17 protein-coding genes are annotated in these 16,831 nt (G+C 57.7%); 16 read left to right on the top strand and 1 reads right to left on the bottom strand.

From position 1 onward, the window contains the following. The 8 genes from AC6I6H_RS02670 to AC6I6H_RS02635 all read left to right on the top strand — a co-directional run. Positions 1-1,495 (top strand): phage tail protein (locus tag AC6I6H_RS02670; protein ID WP_497950791.1); only part of this gene is annotated, 1,495 nt, incomplete at its 5' end. 39 nt (positions 1,496-1,534) lie between these two features. Further along, positions 1,535-1,720, top strand: a complete 186-nt coding sequence (locus AC6I6H_RS02665) for a hypothetical protein (protein WP_497950789.1) — start codon at positions 1,535-1,537, stop codon at positions 1,718-1,720. A gap of 266 nt (positions 1,721-1,986) precedes the next feature. After that, positions 1,987-3,702 carry an ABC transporter ATP-binding protein gene (locus AC6I6H_RS02660; protein ID WP_497950787.1) on the top strand — a complete coding sequence of 572 codons (1,716 nt, stop codon included), beginning with the start codon at positions 1,987-1,989 and terminating at the stop codon, positions 3,700-3,702. 113 nt (positions 3,703-3,815) lie between these two features. Continuing rightward, entirely contained in the window at positions 3,816-4,025 is a 210-nt protein-coding gene (locus AC6I6H_RS02655) for a CLI_3235 family bacteriocin precursor (RefSeq protein WP_497950784.1), read from the top strand. Positions 4,026-4,091: 66 nt separating this feature from the next. Next, positions 4,092-5,504: a Cys-rich peptide radical SAM maturase CcpM gene (gene ccpM / locus AC6I6H_RS02650; protein ID WP_497950780.1), complete on the top strand. Its 1,413-nt coding sequence runs from the start codon at positions 4,092-4,094 to the stop codon at positions 5,502-5,504. Between the two features lie 15 nt (positions 5,505-5,519). Further along, complete coding sequence (locus tag AC6I6H_RS02645; protein WP_497950778.1) at positions 5,520-6,638, top strand: TIGR04066 family peptide maturation system protein; 1,119 nt, start codon at positions 5,520-5,522, stop codon at positions 6,636-6,638. A 27-nt stretch (positions 6,639-6,665) separates the two neighbouring features. After that, complete coding sequence (locus tag AC6I6H_RS02640) at positions 6,666-6,962, top strand: hypothetical protein (RefSeq protein WP_497950776.1); 297 nt, start codon at positions 6,666-6,668, stop codon at positions 6,960-6,962. Then, entirely contained in the window at positions 6,952-8,118 is a 1,167-nt protein-coding gene (locus AC6I6H_RS02635; RefSeq protein WP_497950774.1) for a S8 family serine peptidase, read from the top strand. Before AC6I6H_RS02640 ends, AC6I6H_RS02635 begins: the two co-directional genes overlap by 11 nt. A 106-nt stretch (positions 8,119-8,224) precedes the next feature. On the opposite strand, the gene AC6I6H_RS02630 is transcribed toward AC6I6H_RS02635, so the two are convergent. Continuing rightward, complete coding sequence (locus AC6I6H_RS02630) at positions 8,225-9,106, bottom strand: hypothetical protein (protein ID WP_497950772.1); 882 nt, start codon at positions 9,104-9,106, stop codon at positions 8,225-8,227. Between the two features lie 232 nt (positions 9,107-9,338). Between AC6I6H_RS02630 and AC6I6H_RS02625 the strand changes: the two genes are divergently transcribed. The 8 genes from AC6I6H_RS02625 (at position 9,339) to AC6I6H_RS02590 (ending at position 16,714) form a co-directional block, all read left to right on the top strand. Next, on the top strand, positions 9,339-9,989 hold the full coding sequence (locus tag AC6I6H_RS02625) for a universal stress protein (protein ID WP_497950770.1): 651 nt from the start codon (positions 9,339-9,341) through the stop codon (positions 9,987-9,989). Positions 9,990-10,052: 63 nt separating this feature from the next. Then, complete coding sequence (locus tag AC6I6H_RS02620; RefSeq protein WP_497950768.1) at positions 10,053-12,959, top strand: Na+/H+ antiporter subunit A; 2,907 nt, start codon at positions 10,053-10,055, stop codon at positions 12,957-12,959. Continuing rightward, positions 12,959-13,294: a Na(+)/H(+) antiporter subunit C gene (locus AC6I6H_RS02615; protein ID WP_497950766.1), complete on the top strand. Its 336-nt coding sequence runs from the start codon at positions 12,959-12,961 to the stop codon at positions 13,292-13,294. The genes AC6I6H_RS02620 and AC6I6H_RS02615 overlap by 1 nt, the downstream gene beginning before the upstream one ends. Then, a complete protein-coding gene (locus AC6I6H_RS02610) occupies positions 13,291-14,769 on the top strand; it encodes a Na+/H+ antiporter subunit D (RefSeq protein WP_497950764.1) in 1,479 nt (492 codons plus the stop codon). Before AC6I6H_RS02615 ends, AC6I6H_RS02610 begins: the two co-directional genes overlap by 4 nt. A 7-nt stretch (positions 14,770-14,776) precedes the next feature. Continuing rightward, the gene (locus tag AC6I6H_RS02605; protein ID WP_497950762.1) at positions 14,777-15,256 is read left to right on the top strand and encodes a Na+/H+ antiporter subunit E; all 480 of its coding nucleotides are present in this window, start codon (positions 14,777-14,779) and stop codon (positions 15,254-15,256) included. Further along, positions 15,253-15,546, top strand: coding sequence for a Na(+)/H(+) antiporter subunit F1 (locus AC6I6H_RS02600; RefSeq protein WP_497950760.1), 294 nt, complete (start codon positions 15,253-15,255; stop codon positions 15,544-15,546). The genes AC6I6H_RS02605 and AC6I6H_RS02600 overlap by 4 nt, the downstream gene beginning before the upstream one ends. Continuing rightward, positions 15,515-15,973: a monovalent cation/H(+) antiporter subunit G gene (gene mnhG, locus AC6I6H_RS02595; RefSeq protein ID WP_497950758.1), complete on the top strand. Its 459-nt coding sequence runs from the start codon at positions 15,515-15,517 to the stop codon at positions 15,971-15,973. Before AC6I6H_RS02600 ends, mnhG begins: the two co-directional genes overlap by 32 nt. Positions 15,974-16,108: 135 nt before the next feature. Then, entirely contained in the window at positions 16,109-16,714 is a 606-nt protein-coding gene (locus AC6I6H_RS02590; RefSeq protein ID WP_497950755.1) for a histidine phosphatase family protein, read from the top strand. Positions 16,715-16,831 lie beyond the last annotated feature (117 nt).

The following is a 16,831-nucleotide window of genomic DNA, read 5'->3' as shown; positions in this document are numbered from 1 at the left end:
CGACGACGGCCGCTCGCTGTGTACACGTCTTTATGCGGAAATGAAGGACAGCCGGACGTGGATCGGCCAGCCAGCGACTATATTAACGGCTGAAGAGCGTACAAGACTTGCGGCAATTCCGGGAGCTATCGTGAACGGGACGCTCGCGGTGAACTATCTCGTCAGCCAATACGCCGGTTTGTGGGCATCCGAAAGCGTTGCGTACTACGACGATGTGTTGACGGAACAGGACGTAACCGATCCGCTAAAGTTATTGGAGGCCGCCCGTAAACGGTTGGCCGAACGCGAGATACCCGCTTTCGAGGCCTCCGTATCCGCAGCCGATGTCCATAAGTTACCGGATTCGCCGGACCGTCCGCCTAATCTCGGCGACGCCGTATCCGTGACCGATCCCGATATCGGAATGGACGCGGTAATCGCCCGTATCGTCGAAATTACGGAGTATCCGTACTCTACCGGCCAGCACTCGCAAGTTTCGATTGCGAACGTGATGAGGCGGGATTACGCGCAAGTAATGGCGCAGCTTGAGTCGTCGCGGCGTGCGATTGAGAATGTGTTTAGCGCCGGCCGTATCCGCACGGATGTATTTGAGGCTTTCGCAAAGCAGGCGATCACGGATATTACGAATAGCAAGACGGAAATTGCTTATCCGTCGGAGGGCGGAATTCTCGCGAAAGAGAAAGCGAATCCGCTGCGGCAGGTAAGGTTAACGGCAGCAGGTCTCGGCATCTCCACAGACGGCTGGAAAACGGTTCGGGCGGCAATTACAGCCGACGGGATTGTCGCGGAGCGAATCGTAGGGCAGGCAATTTACGGTGTTTCTCTCGTTATCGGCAGCGGAAACAACGTGACGAAGATTAATCCGAACGGGATAAGTTCAGGGCACGACGATTTTAACCTCGCACCGTTTCGCGTAGATATGGCCGGCAACGTGACCGCAAACAAGCTGACGGCAAACGCGGCCTCTATTGCAAATTCTACGTTTAATGGCGGCAGTATTATCGGGTCGTCGGTCAATGTAGGGAATGGTATGTTTACCGTTGATGCTACCGGGCGAATGTTTGCGAAAAATGCCTTCATATCCGGCCGACTGGATTCGTCCCATATCGAAGGAAGCCGGATTGTCGGGACTGAAATTTCGGGAGGTTCAATCAGCGGCACAACCATTATGGGCGGAAGTATAACGTCGAACACGGCCATTAACGTTACGACCGATGTGACCGTAGGCAGTAAATTGGAATTTGTGGGGTCCGGCGATAAATCGATCAGGTTCAGCGGTTCCGGCAACATTACCTTTTATGAGACAAGCGGAATGATTATTGCTTCCAATACTTTTATGTATTTGAATTGCTCAAGCATTCAACTGCAGGGCGATGTCTCTTTGACCAGAAGTATAGATTTCACCAATGCAGCAATCATTGGGCTAACGCGTGACAAACTGGGGTGGCTCCGCACCGAACTGGACCGCTTGTGGGTTGCCGTAAATGCAAAATAAGCCTTCATAAGCCGCATCTGAAAAAAAGGAGTTTACCCGATGAAAACACGCATTTTAATCGAATGCACCATTGATTTGGCAAATCCGACGGCAGAACTGATTGACGCGGTCAACGCCGTATTATCGGCGCTTCCTGACATGGAAGCACGCTGCGGTATTTTGCAGGCGCTTGATCATGAAATCGGGCGTGCTCTCGCCGAAGCGGAAGAATCAAGCAAGGAATAAAAGGGAAAGGGGCTTTTGGGCCCCTTCCTACTGAATTCGGATAGTTGATGCGGCGCATATAAACAGGCTGCTTAGGAAAATTCGGACATCTGAAATCACTCAAGGGAAAAGCGGCAAATAAAAAAATGAGATATCTATAAAAAATCATAGATTCTTTCAAAATAGGTTTGTAGTTTACAAAATTCTGGTGTATTATGGCATTGTCTTCCATTTTGTGAATGCTGTCACATGGCTGCGGGATTCCGTTCTCCCAAAAGAGGGGTTGCATGCAGAACAAAGACCTGCTTTTTCGAATGATCCGTCTGTTAAAGCCCTTTAAGCGAAAGATCGCAGCTCTTTTCTTTCTTATTCTGGTCTCCTCGGCCATTCAACTGGCGTTCCCTTTCCTCAGCCGGGAGCTTATGGACCGGGGCCTGCTGAAGCAGGACATGGGCGTTGTGGTCACCTTCACCTCTTACACCCTCCTGCTGCTGATCATCGATCAGGGCATTGGCCTTGTGGAAACCCGCGCAATCTCCTATATCCATTCCAACTATTCCTTTACCCTGCTAAAAAAAGCAATTGCCCACTCCCTCCGGCTGAAAATGGACTTTTACAACCGGAAAAACGTTACGGAAATCGTCAATACGCTTTCGATGGACGCCGGCAATGTGGCGAACCTGTGCGACCGCTCCACCTTTTCCCTGCTCACGCAAGCGCTGCGGGTGATTGGCGGCTGCATCGGCCTGTTCGCGATCGAATGGCGGCTGGCGCTTGCGGTCTTGCTGTTTGCTCCGTTCCGGCTGGCGGTTAGCCGCAGCCTGTCCCAAAAGAGAACCGCATTGTTTGAAGAATGGCTGGAATGCAACCGTCTTTATGCGGCCTGGTATGGCGAAACCTTAAGCGGAATAAAAGAGGTAAAGCTGTGGCGGCTGTATGCCGGCAAAATGCTCCAGTTTACGGGGATGCAGCGCCGGATTATCCGGCTCAACCTCAAGCTCGCCATGTCGGACAAGCTGAACAGCGCGTCGGAGTCTTTTTTGTTCCAGCTTATTACCAATCTCCTTTACATCCTGGGTGCAAGCTTTGTCTTTCGAAGCAGCCTGACGCTGGGCGGATTGTTTGCTTTCTTGACGTACAGCATGTACGTAATGGGACCGCTGTCGGCTTTCTTGAACATCCGGTTCCGGTTTGCCAATATTTTCCCTTCGGCCCGGCGGTATTTCGAATTTCTCGATCTGGAGACGGAGGCTGAGGGGAGCTCTGTTTTGCCCGATGGCGGTGTCCGCCCCGGGGCGCCCTGCTTGCTTTCGTTCGACCGGGTCGGATTTTCCTACCCGGACGGCAGAGAAGTGCTTCGGGATGTGACGCTGCAGCTCCATCCGGGTGAAATTGTAGTCCTGACCGGGGACAACGGATCCGGCAAAAGCACGCTGCTTCAGCTGATGCTCCGGTTTTGCGTGCCGCAGGAAGGGGAAATCCGGTTGAACGGCGTCGATGTGCGGCGCATCAAGTTGACCCGGTACCGGGAGCTGGTTTCGGCGGTTTCGCAGGAGTCGTTTCTGTTTGACGGAACGGTCCGGGAAAACGTCGCTCCCGGCCGGGGAAGCGGGCCGGAAAGGCTGCATCAGGCTTTATTTGATAGCGCTTCCACATCATTCGTGCAAAAGCTTCCGCTGAAACTGGAAAGCCCGGTCGGACGAAACGGATCGGCTTTATCCGGCGGCCAAAAGCAAAAGCTGGCGGTTGCCCGGGCGCTCTGCAAAGAAGCATCCCTTCTGATCCTGGATGAAGCGACCTCCAACTACGACCATGCTTCGGAAGCCCATTTATATGAACGGCTGGTTGAGTACAAAAAAGCCGGAAAGACCATCGTTCTGGTTTCCCATCATCCCGGAGAAATCCCTCATGCCGACCGCTATATCCGCGTTCAGGACGGAATGGTCACGGAATACCGCCATGGCACGCTCCAGCAGGAGACGGAGGCTGTCCTGCGGACTTAAGAAGATTTGACTTAACAAACCTTATACCGCGGATAAGGCGCGTTAATCAAATACAGCCTGCGGGCGGGGTTAGCCGCCCGGGCAAACCAATTTAAACGGAGAGAGGGTTTCCAATGAGAAAACTGGGGAAAAAGCTTCACGCGACGGAAGAAACGATCGAAACGTACTGCAAAAGCTGCTCCTATTGCGGATGCGGCAACTGTACCAGCTCCTGCACCTCGTACGAATCGTACCTGAGCGGGCAGTCCGACTACGGCAGTGTGGAAAGCATCGCGTCGAGCAATCAGTCGAGCGGCAGCAGCGCCGCAGTCGGCGGGTATTAATCAGCGGGTTCGCCAGCCGGCCGTTTTTTTCGGGCCGGTTGGCGGCTTGCCGAAGGAGAGGCTGGAATGACAACGGAAGCCCCTTTTATCCATCTGTTTCGCACTGGCGGTGGCCATTATTGTTACGATGTGAACCGAAATGCGGTTTTAAAGCTCAACCGGGCGGTTTGGGATACGCTGGCCGGCAGGGCCGAGACCGGCCAGGACCCCGGCGCTGCCAAGCAGCTGGAGCGCCTTCGGGCGAACGGCTTTTTGTCCGCCAACCGGGCCAAAACCGTTATTCATGCCGCCGATGAGGTTCTGGAGCACAAGCTGGCGAGCAAGGTGCAGAAGCTGACGCTTCAAGTGACCCGGCAGTGCAATTTGCGCTGCGACTATTGCGGGTATTCGGGCGGTTATTACAACCGTACCCATGAGAACCGGCGCATGACGTTCGATACGGCGAAGCGCAGCCTCGATTTTTTGCTGGAGCATTCCCGGGGGAGCGACAAGGTCAGCATCGGCTTTTACGGCGGGGAGCCGCTTCTCGAATTGGAGCTGGTCCGGCAATGCCTTCGGTACATAGAAGAAAGAGGGAAAGGCAAAGACATCCATTACACCCTAACTACGAACGGGACCCTGCTTACGCCGGAGACGGTCCGCTTTTTTGAACGCTATAACCTGCACCTGATGATCAGCCTGGACGGTCCCCGGGAGATTCATGACCGCAACCGGACCTTTTGTGACCATACCGGGTCCTTTGACCGCATTATGGAGAATTTGACCATGATCAGCCGGCAGTTCCCCGTCTATTTCAAGCAGAACATCATGCTGAATTCCGTGGTCGACCCGGAGAACGATATCGCTTGCACGGAACGGTTTTTTCGCGAATTTGAGACGGTCAAGGAAATGCGGACGCTTCTCTCCCTGGTAGCGGACAACTATTCCCGAAGCGGCCGGCCCGCGAACGAGGCGTTTGGATACGAAACGGAGTCCGACTTTTTCAAGACGCTGTTGCGGAAGCTGGGAAAAAGCAAAGCGCCGGAAGGGACGCTGCTGGCGGAGAGAAGATTCGAGGAGCTCCGCACCTTTTATTCCCTGATGACGCCCACGGACAAAATCCCGGAGGCCATTCACCATGGCGGTCCCTGCATTCCGGGGGCGCAGCGCCTTTTTGTCGACGTGGACGGGAACTTTTATCCGTGCGAGCGGGTAAGCGAAGCTTCCGACATGATGAAGATCGGAAACCTCGACCATGGATTTGATTATGCGAGAATCCGGGAGCTTTTGAACGTCGGTACCTTGACCGAAGAGCAGTGCAAGGATTGCTGGGCGTTTCGGTACTGCTACCTGTGCGCGGCTTTTGCCGACAACCTGACGGAGCTTTCGGCCGAAAAGAAGCTGGAGCATTGCCGACAGGTTCGAATGAGCACGGAAAGCAAGCTAAAGGACATCTGCGTGCTGAAGGAAATGGGCATGGACTTTCAAACGTTGCGCTAAAAGGAAGTGGCGAATATGAAGCTGCAAGCGGTGCTTTACCCCTACACGGTGCAGGCCGCGCCGCTGGCAAGGCACAGCGGTCTGCTGGAAGGCATGGAGCTCAAAGGCCTGGTTTCACCAGAGGGATGGGGACTGGCGGGAAAAGACGCCTCCTGCGCCGACGGCGGTCCGGCTTTGGACATGCCTGTCCATTCCCGGTTCGAGGAAGTAGAGGAACAGTACGATACCGTTTTTTTTATCGACTCAAGTCCTCTGTTGGATTTGGAAAATGCGCTTGTGCCGCTTATGATCCAGATGGCGGATGCAGGCAAGCACATCCTTAGCGTTTATGCGCTTCCCGCCGGGCTGGAGGAGCAGGTCCGCGAGGCTTGCGCGCGGAATGGGGTCCGGTATCGGACTTTTTTGCGGAAGTGGCCGTATGAGCAGGCGGCTCCCTTAGCCGGAAAAGGGCTGCTCAAGCTGGAAACGCCTGTTGTGTTCGTTCAGGGCTTGTCGGGACGGTGCAACAAGTTCGAGATTCAATTGAGCTTGCGGGAATCGTTTCTGAAAGAAGGCTACAAGGTTAGCCAGATTGGTTCCAGAAGCTACTGCGAGTGCCTGGGCTTTCACTCGCTGCCGAAATTTCTTTTTGAAGGCGGCGCAACCGAGGAGGAGAAGATCCTCCGCTTCAACCGCTTCCTGCGGGAGCTGGAGAAGGAGGAGAAGCCCGATGTGATGATCGTGGGCATTCCCGGCGGAATCGCCATGCTGAACCAGACCATGACCAATCATTTCGGCATTCTGGCGTATGAAATTTCGCAAGCCGTGCGGCCCGATGCAGCGGTTATCGCAACCTTTTACGAGCCTTATACTGCGGAATATTTCGAACGGATCGGCAGCTTGCTCAAATACCGGTTTGGCTATGAAGCGGACTGCGTGGTCATGGCGAACACCCGTCTGGATTGGGACGTGACCAATCTTACGCAAAAAGAAGAGCACCTCACCCTAACCTCCGGCTTCATCGACGAGCATCTTCCCGCCTTCCGCGAGATGGGCGTTTCCGTGTTCAACATTTTGAACGCACAAGACGCGGCGGCGTTAAGCGACCGGCTGCTTGACGGGCTGAGGGAGTACGCGGAAGTAGAGCTGATCTGACGGGTGAACCGAAAAGGGGAGATGGGCATGGATATCGGAACCGGTATAACGGTAAGGGACAGGCTGGCGGAGCTGCTGTGGAAACGGTTTGGCCTTGATCCGGGCGGCTGGAACGGCGAACGTGCGGAGGCGGCTTTTATCGGGCCGGTTCATCGCTTTGCCGCCAGGGACCTGCTTTATCTCCATAGGGATGCGGAGACCGAATTCGGCATTGGTTTCCCGGAGGAGGCCGTGTCGGAAGACTGCTTCCGCAGCTTTAACCGGCTGGCGGCGGCAATTGAAACGTTAATCGGGGACGGGGTGTTCTCCCGGCATGGGAGCTAAGCATGTCGTTATCGTCGACGACGGAGTGAACGAAGGGTATTACGAGACAGGAGCGCTTCTTCATAATTTGACGATTGATCCGGCGCTGGGCTTCATTAGCCGAAGCGGATACGACCCCTACCAGCCTTCGCATGGAACCAATTGTGCCGGCATCATCAAAAAGTACGCGCCGGATGCCGTGCTGTCCAGCTTGAAGATCATTTCGGACGGAGGGCATACGGCCCGTAAGGAGCAACTGCTGGCGGCGCTGGACTGGTGCTTGTCCGTTCGGTCCGATATCGTGAATTTAAGCTTGGGCACCCTTCATTACGGCGATTTTCCCGCCATCACGGAGGCAGCGGAGAAGCTTGCCGCCACAGGAACCATTATCGTGGCCGCCGCGCACAACGAAACCATTGTGACGTGTCCGGCTTCTTTGAACTGCGTGATCGGGGTCCGATGCGGGCCGGAGGGGGTTCCGGCCGATCCGGACTCATACTTCTATCATCCGTCGCCGTTCGACGGAATTGACATGACGGCCCCGGGCGAGCACCGCCTCACCAATTTCATGGGAGAGGAGCGGCCGACCTCCGCCAGCAGCAGCTACGCGGCCCCTTATGCCGCCGCGCTGGTGTGCCGCCTGCCCGGCGGGCCTGCCGTGCTCTCCCTGGACCAGGTGCGGAAGCATTTGGCGGCGGGCGCAGCTAACGTACCCGGGCGTCCGCAGGCATGCCGGCAGCCGCTCGCGGTTCCGCTGCTTGTTTTCCGCGAGCGGGATACAGGCGGCGCCTCCCAGGCCATGCGATTGTGGTCGCTTTTTCGCGAAGAGGGCTATTACGCGCTGGCGGTCCGCTGTCGCAATGAGGCGTACGACCCCTGCAGCGGAATCATCCCTTGTGCGAACGAACAGGAACTGGTTGACGGAGTGCAGGATGCCGAAAGCAGCTTCAAACCGGATGTGCTCCTGGTTTGCTTGGCCGACAGCCCGGAAGGGGAGCGCACGCTGGAACGGCTGGAAACCAAGTACGGAGTGGATGCCGCGATAACGGTCACAGCCCCGAACCGGATAGAGGTACGGGTGAAGGGTGGACCGGCGAATGAATCGGAGACCTTAACGGCGGAATCCGTTCCCGATCTGTATCATTGGCTCAAGCCGCGGCTGGAGCGCGGCGGCTGAACCATTCCAGACGGAGGAGGCATGCGGAGCCGCCCTTCCAAAAAAGAACCCCGAAGGAAACGCGGCCGATCAAAAAGGCTGCGGTTTCCTTCGGGGTGTTTCCGGTTTATTTTCCGCCGAGAGCGGCGTAGGCGTCCAGCATCGTTTGAATGGCTGCTTTTTCCTTGTCGCTTATGGTCCGGTCCTTGTAGTATTGATCCCCGTTGGAGCGCAAAACGGCTTTTTTGGAGCCGGCGATGGCTTGGAGCATTTTCAGCTCGTAATCGTAAACGGCGGTATCGTACCATTCCCATACGCCGCCCAGCCCATTGTCGCGCTGAACATCCAGCAGCTCCGGGGTGATCGAAAAGGTTTCCCCGTCCACTTTGAGCAGGTAATCGTTTATAAAAAGCCAGTCATCGCCCGCATACTGAATTTTAAGGCGCATCCAGGGCTCCGCGCCCTCCTCTTTGCCGACGTAAGCATAGATTTCGTTGGTGTCTACGTATTCCGTTGTCGTCTTGGCATAGTACCAATCGATGTCCTTAACCTCGTCGCTTTTCTTTCGGGTATTGGCCAAAGAGGCCTGAAGCTTTTTCTCTTTTTCGGCTTTCGCTTGCTTGGCAGCCTCCGCTTTTGCAGCGGCGGCTTCTTTTTCCGTTTTTTCGATGGAGGCCAGCAATTTCTTGCCTTCGGCCGCCTCCGGCGCAGCGGGGTACTTGTCCAGCAGCGCGGCAAGCTTTTCTTTGGCCAAGGAAGCGTTTGTTTCGGCGTTTTCCTGCGCGTGCTTCAGCAGGTTGGCCGGTTCGTTTTTGGCTTCCTCCAGCTGCTTGGTGAGCGCGGCCACCTTTTCCTTCAGCTCGCGGTTCTCCCTTTCCAGCGCGATCACGGCTTCGTTCGGCGTAGGGCTTGCCTCTGTCGCGGCAGGGCCCGCGTCGGCGCTGCTGTTGCTGCAGGCAGCTATAAATAATAATAATCCGGTTAAAATACCAAGCAACGGCTTCTTCAAAGCGGCAATTCCCCCCATCAGGTTCTCACTTCAATAGAAGCAGTTGTTGTCATAATTTGTCTGTGACTTTTGGCATAGGCAGCGCTTTTTCCGACGGTACGAAGGTCTTTGCAATTTGGCCGCCGGAAGGGTATAATAAAAACCAATTGCAAATGCTTTGAACCGGAGGAGCCTGCCAACAGCGGGCTCTTTTTGTGTTTTTTCCGGAATACAAACAGGAGGCGAAGGGACGTTGCAGAGAGAGAAAATCATGGTTTGCGTGTATTACGGCCCGCATGGAGAACGGCTGATTCATCGCGGGATCCAGTTGGCTTCCATGCAGGAAGCGCTGCTTGTCGTCCTGACGGTCGACCCGTCCGACGCCGACGATTACAGCTTGAGCAAAGACCGCTACCGCTCCGCATGGAAAAGAATGGCCGAACAGGCTTCGGCGGAATTTGTCATTGAAAAATGCCGGGGGCGGCGGACGGCGGACACGATCGTGGACGTGGCGGAGGAGCGCGGGGTAACCCAACTGGTCATTGGGCAATCCGGCCAAACCCGGTGGGAGGAAATCACCAAGGGCAACTTTGTCAATGAGCTGATCAACCGCATGGGCATGATCGACCTGCACATCGTCGCCGTGCAGCGAATGGCCGAGGAACTGGAGGAAACGCATGAAAACGGCGTGACGGCATACCTGGTCGAAACGGAAGGAAGCCTGGAGCTTCGCGACCAGGCGGAGGGGGAACGGTCCGTTCCCGGCGTCTTTTTCCGGGAGCTGCATACCGATTTCAATAACGGGTTGTTCAAGCTGGAAACGGCGGAGGGGGCCCGCTACCTGGAAATCCAGGAGGGGATTTTGGCCGAGCCGCTGCCGCCTGGTGAAAGCAGGGAAAGCTAATGACGGAAAGAGGCGTCTGCCGCTGAAAGCGGACGTCCGGTCTTCGCGAGGAGGGAGAAGGAATTGTCGCTGCTGCATGCTGCCGTATTGCTGCCTTTTGTGATGGCAATTCTGGCGCCTTTGGGGTACAAAGGATTTTCGCGTTTGCATACCGGCTGGCTGGTACTGCCGGCTCCGCTTGTTTTGTTTGGTTTTTTTCTGACCCGGCTTCCGGCTATTCAGGGAGGAGAGGCCTTCACGGGCTCGGTGCCCTGGATACCGTCTCTTGGAATCGACTGGACCGTGCACCTGGACGGACTGAGCCTGCTGTTTGCGCTTTTGATCAGCGGCGTCGGGGCGCTGGTGGTGCTGTATTCGATTTTTTACATGAGCCGCCGCAAGGAAGCGGTTCATCAGTTTTATGTGTATCTGCTGCTTTTTATGGGGGCCATGCTGGGCGTGGTGCTTTCGGATAATTTGATGGTGCTGTACGGCTTCTGGGAGCTGACCAGCATCTCGTCGTTCCTGCTGATCGCTTTCTGGAACCGGCGGGAGCGGTCCCGCTACGGGGCATTGAAATCGATGCTGATCACGGTGTTCGGCGGACTCGCCATGTTCGGAGGCTTCCTGCTTCTCTATGTCATGACGGGAAGCTTCAGCATTCGGGAGATCATCGGGCAGGCGGAGCAAATCGTATCGCACGCCTTGTTCCTGCCCGCCATGCTGCTCATCCTGCTCGGCGCCTTCACCAAGTCGGCGCAGTTTCCGTTTCACATCTGGCTGCCCGACGCGATGGAAGCGCCCACCCCGGTGAGCGCCTACCTGCACTCCGCAACCATGGTCAAGGCCGGGCTGTATCTCGTCGCCCGCCTCAGCCCCGTTTTTGCCGGGCAAGCGGAGTGGTTCTGGCTTGTTTCGCTGACCGGCCTCATCACGCTGATGTACGGCTCGTACAAGGCGATCAAGCAAACCGATCTCAAGGCGATGCTCGCCTATTCGACAATCAGCCAGCTCGGGCTGATCATGACACTGCTTGGCCTGGGCTCGGCGGCGGCTTTTTTACCGGGCGGGGAAGAGGCGGCGTTTTATGCCGGGGCCACCACGGCGGCCGTTTTTCATCTGATCAATCACGCCATCTTTAAAGGTGCGCTGTTTATGGCCGTCGGCATCATCGACCATGAGACCCATACGCGCGACATCCGCCGGCTGGGCGGGCTGATGACGCTGATGCCGGTTACGTTTACGATTGCGCTGATCGGCACCTTTTCAATGGCCGGCCTGCCGCCGTTTAACGGATTTCTCAGCAAGGAAATGTTCTTTACGGCGGTGCTGAACATCACCCGGTTTGATTTTGCCGGAGCGGACCCCTGGCGGGTCTTGTTCCCGGTTATCGCCTGGACGGCCAGCGTGCTGACGTTCGTTTACAGCATGATTTTGCTGTTCCAAACCTTCGGCGGCCGGCTCCAGGAAGAAAAGCTGGACAAAAAGCCGCACGAAGCGCCGTTCGGTCTCCTGTTGCCTCCGCTCGTGCTGGCAACGCTTGCGGTTGTCTTCGGCTTTTTCCCGAATCTGCTGTCCGCATCCCTGATCGAACCGGCGGCGGCGGCGATCCATCCGGCGCTTGCCGCCTCCGGCGCCCTTCATCACGTCCACATCGCCTTTTGGCACGGCTGGACGCCGGAGGTGTTCATGACGCTAGGCGTCGTGCTGCTTGGCGTTTTAGGGTACCGGCTTTATGCGCGGCTTCGGCGGGCCGACCGGACCCGGCGGGAGCTTTTCTCGCTGAACCGCCTGTATGACGGGTCTCTCCGCGCCGGAGAAAAAGCGTCCGCCCGCCTCACCGGCGGCTACATGACCGGTTCGGCCCGCGACTATCTCGCGTACATCTTTATTTTCCTCATCGCTACGCTCGGCTTCGCCCTGTTCCGGTCGGACGGCATCCGGTTCGGAGGCGGTGGATACGCGCCGGTATCGGGTTTTGAGGTCATCCTTGTGACGGTCATGGCGCTTTTGGCCTGTGCGGTTCCGTTCGCTCGTTCCCGGGTTGTGGCGATTCTGTTTACGGGCGGCGTCGGCTATCTGGTCACGCTTCTGTTTCTCTTGTTCCGCGCCCCCGATCTTGCGCTTACGCAAATGATTGTGGAGACGGTGTCGGCCGTGCTGTTCCTGCTCTGCTTCCGCCATATGCCCAAGCTGAAAAAGGAGACGGGGCCGCCGCGCTTCAAGCTCGCCAACCTGCTTATCTCCATCGGAGTGGGGGCCATTGTGACCCTGATTGCACTCGGGGCAAGCGGGAGCAGCCCGTTTCCGCCGATCGCGGACTATTTCCTAAAGGAGAGCTATCACCTGGCGGGCGGCAAAAACGTGGTGAACGTCATCCTCGTTGATTTCCGCGGCTTCGATACGCTGTTTGAGATCATGGTGCTCGGCATTGCTTCCTTTGCGATCTTCGGCATGATCCGGCTGTCGCTGGATGCGGAGGATCCGCTCGCTTCCCGGCGGTCCGCCTCCGGCAGCCTGCCTCCGGCCGGGATTGCTTTATCCGCTTCGGACAAGAAGCGGCAGGCGCCCAAAAGCAACGATGTCATCCTGCGGACGGTAGCCAAGGCTGCGGTCGTCATCATTCTGACCTTTTCCCTTTATCTTTTCTTTGCCGGCCACAACGAGCCGGGCGGAGGATTCATTGGCGCGCTGATGGCCGCCGCCGCGCTCATCCTGCTGTCCGTTGCCTTCGGCCTGGATACGATCCGCCGGGTGCTGCCCGTCAATTACCGGGTGCTGACCGCGGTCGGGCTGTCGATCGCGCTCCTGACCGCTATGGGGTCGTTTGTGTTTGACGCGCCTTTTCTCAGCCATGCCTTCGGCCATTACCACCTGCCGCTGCTTGGAGACACGGAGCTGGCGACGGCGGTTCTGTTCGACCTCGGCGTCTACTTGTCGGTCATCGGGGTCACCATGACCGTTATCTTCACGATCGGGAGGGATACCTGATGGAGCTGTTGATGTCGCTGGGCATCGGCATTTTGTTTGCGGTCGGGGTTTACCTGATTTTGTCCAAAAGCCTGCTCCGGGTTATCCTCGGCACTTCGCTTTTGACGCACGGGGTTCATCTTTTGCTTATGACGATGGCGGGACTGAAGACCGGTGCCGCGCCTTTGCTGGGCGAAAGCGGAGGACCTTACGTGGACCCGCTGCCGCAGGCGCTGATTTTGACCTCCATTGTCATCAGCTTTGGCGTAACCGCCTTTTTCTTTGTGCTGGCTTACCGGGCGTACCGGAAGCTGGGCACGGACGACATGGGGAACCTCAAGGAGGAAGCGGAATGAACAATTTGCTGGTGCTTCCCGTTCTGATTCCCATGTGTACGGCTGTCGTGCTGTTCTTTCTGAAGGATAAAATCGTTTTGCAGCGCTGGATCAGCGCGGCGGGTTCGGCGGCGGGCATTGCGTCGGCCGTCTGGATCCTCTGCCGGGTCGGCCGGGACGGCATCCTCACCCTGCGGATGGGCGGCTGGGCCCCGCCTTACGGCATTGTACTGGTCGCAGACCCGCTGGCCGCTCTGCTGGTGCTGGCCGCCGCCGTTGTCGGGGGAGCCGTTTTGCTTTTTGCTTTCGGCAGTATTGGCGAAGATCGGGAACGGTTTTACTTTTATCCGTTTTTTCAATTTCTGCTGGTTGGCGTGAGCGGCTCGTTCCTGACCGGAGATATATTCAACCTGTTCGTGTTTTTTGAAGTCATGCTTATTTCCTCCTACGCGCTTATTGTCCTGGGCGGCACCCGCCGGCAGCTCCGGGAAACGCTGACCTACATTTTGATCAACATCGTGTCATCTACCCTGTTTGTGGCGGCGGTCGCTTACCTGTATGCGGCGGTCGGAACCTTGAACATGGCGCATTTGTCGGAGCGGGTGGCGGAAGCCGGCCAGGGCGGCATTCTGACGGTGATCGCGCTGCTGTTCCTGATTGTTTTTGCGCTCAAGGCCGGGCTGTTTCTGTTCTTCTGGCTTCCGGGCCCTTATGCGGCACCTCCGCCGGCGGTCCGGGCCTTGTTCGCCGCGCTGCTTACCAAGGTAGGGGTATACGCCATCATCCGCATGTTTACGCTCATTTTCTACCACGACCCGGGGATCACGCACACCTGGATCGCCTGGATGGCTGGCGCGACGATGCTCCTGGGCGGCCTCGGGGCTGTCGCCTATCGCGACATTCCGCGTATTCTGAATTATAACGTAGTGATCAGCGTCGGGTTTATTGCGTTTGGCCTGGCGGTCGGGAGCCGGGAGTCGCTGGACGGCGCCGTCTTTTATTTGCTGCACGATATGGTGGCCAAAGCGCTGCTTTTCGTCCTTGGCGGGATGATCATCCGGGCGGCGGGCACGGAGCGGCTGGACGAAACGGGCGGCCTGCTCCGGCGGTATCCGCTGCTCGGCTGGATGTTTTTTGTGCTCGCCATGGCGCTGGTCGGCGTGCCGCCGCTGAGCGGATTCGCCGGAAAAGTGCTGCTTGTGCGGGGAGGCTTTGAAGAAGGCCGCCTGCTCCTGCCGCTGCTCGGGATCGCTTCGAGCTTTCTCGTGCTGTATTCCCTGATCAAAATCTTCCGCATGGCGTTCTGGGGGGAAGAGAAGGCGGGGCAAACGCTGGAGCGTCCGCTGCCGAAAAGCGCTTTGGCTTCGGCCGTCCTGCTGCTCGTTCTGGTGATCGGCATCGGACTCGGCTCCGAACCGGTGAACGCCTGGGCCTCGAAAGCCGGCGAGGTTTTGGCGAATCCCGCCTTATACATTGAAGCCGTGATGAAGGAGTAGATCGAATATGGCCACGCAACTGCTGTTAAATCTCCTGATCGCCTTTCTCTGGATGTTTTTGAACAACGACTGGTCCGGCTCGCGATTTACGGTCGGTTTTCTGCTGGGCATGCTGGTGCTTGTTCTCCTGCGCCGTTTTTGGCCGGGCGGCTTGTACCTGCGGCGGGTGTGGGCGGTCCTCAAGCTGCTGGCGTTGTTTTTGCGGGAGCTGTTTCATTCGAGCTTCGCCGTGATCGGCCATATTGTGCGGCCCAGGCTGGCGGTCCGCCCCGGTATTTTCGCCTACGAGACCACGCTGAAATCTGATTGGGAGGTGACCCTGCTGGCCTGCCTGATCTGCCTCACCCCCGGGACGCTGACGCTCGAGGTGTCCCGCGAAGGGCAAACGCTGTACATTCACGCGATAAACATGGGGGAAGCGGGAGCGCTCGCCAAGCAAATCCGGAACTCCTTCGAAAAAGCGATTCTGGAGGTGACGCGCGCATGATTTCCACTTTGCTTTACGCCGCGCTGACGCTTCTTTCGGTTGCCGTGCTCGGTTGCGCCTACCGGCTGCTGAAGGGCCCGTCCCGGGCCGACCGGGTTCTGGCACTGGATACCATCGGCATCAATTTGCTGGCGATGACCGGCGTCCTCTGCCTGCTGCTGCGGACGCAGGCTTTTGTCGAAGTGATGCTATTGATCGGCATCCTGACCTTTATCGGAACAACGGCGTTCGCCCGGTACATGGAAAGGGGGGTTGTCTTTGAACGCGGAAACGGCGAAGCAGACCGTTGAGCTGCTGCTCGTGCTGCTGGTTGTGTTCGGCGCCGGATTAAGCGCGTTGAGCGCCTTGGGGCTGATCCGGTTCCCGGACGTCTACCTGCGCTCGCACGCCGCCGCCAAAAGCGCCACGCTTGGCGTGCTGTTTGTGCTGACGGGCGTGTTTTTCTACTTCTGGGTCTTCATGGGCCATGTCAGCATCAAGGTTTTGCTCGGTATTTTCTTTGTCTTCCTGACCTCTCCCGTCGCCGGGCATCTGACCGGCCGGGCCGCTTACCGCTCCGGCGTTCCGTTATGGCCGGGCAGCGTGCAGGACGATTTGAAGGACGCACTGGAAAAAGAACGGCGGGCGCTTTCGGAGGAAGAAGAGGAGGAAGCCGCGGCGCGGCCGGTAAAAGCGGAGCCGAAGCGGCTGCCGGAAACCGATCCGGGAAAGCCTTGAGAGCCCGTGGAGCCGGTGCCTGTGCCGGTTCGGCCCGGCTCCGGACCGGGTTGACGAACCGGGTAAGCATGTGCCAGAATCAACGTTACATGCAAGCGGAGCCGCGAAATTCGGCTGACAACAGGGGGGATATGCGTGACGACATTCGGTTTTGTCCGGCACGGGGTAACGGATTGGAACATCGAACGGAGGGCGCAGGGGCAGACGGATGTCCCGCTTAACGAAGAGGGGCTGCGCCAGGCGAAGCGGATCGCCGCCCGGATGGCGAACGAGGAATGGGATTTCATCTATTCCAGCGACCTGTCCCGCGCCCGGGTGACGGCGGAGCATATCGCGGCGGCGCTTGGCCTGGAGCTGCGGCTCGACCCGCGGCTCCGCGAGAAAACGCACGGCCGCCTGGACGGAACGACCGTGGAGGAACGGATCGGGCGCTGGGGCGAGCGGTGGAGCGAGCTGGATCACGGCGAGGAGAGCGTTGAGTCCATTCTCGCCCGCAGCATGGCGTTCCTGCGCGAGAAGAGCGCCGAGCACCCGGACGGCAGGGTGCTGCTTGTTTCGCACGGGGCCTGGATCGCCCGGACGCTGGAGCATCTGCTGCACGTGGACGATCTGCCGAACCTCGGCAATACGTCCGTCTGCGTGATGCAGGAAGCCGAGGCGGGCTGGAACTGCCTGCTGATGGCCTGCACCAGACACCTGGAAGATGCGGAGCCGGTGGCTGCCGAATACCGCGAGCCGTAAAACCGGAGAGCGGAAAGGGAGATTCCCTTTTTGCAGCGAAGAAAAAGCTTATGATGAGGGGCCTCGTTTTCGCCGGCGCGGAAACGCAGGTCTTTTTGCTGTCTGTTGGAGGGGGGA

The sequence above is a fragment of the Gorillibacterium sp. sgz306347 genome, from assembly GCF_059735245.1.
Note: the sequence above shows the minus strand (reverse complement) of the source record. Positions and strands in the feature narration are given on the sequence as shown.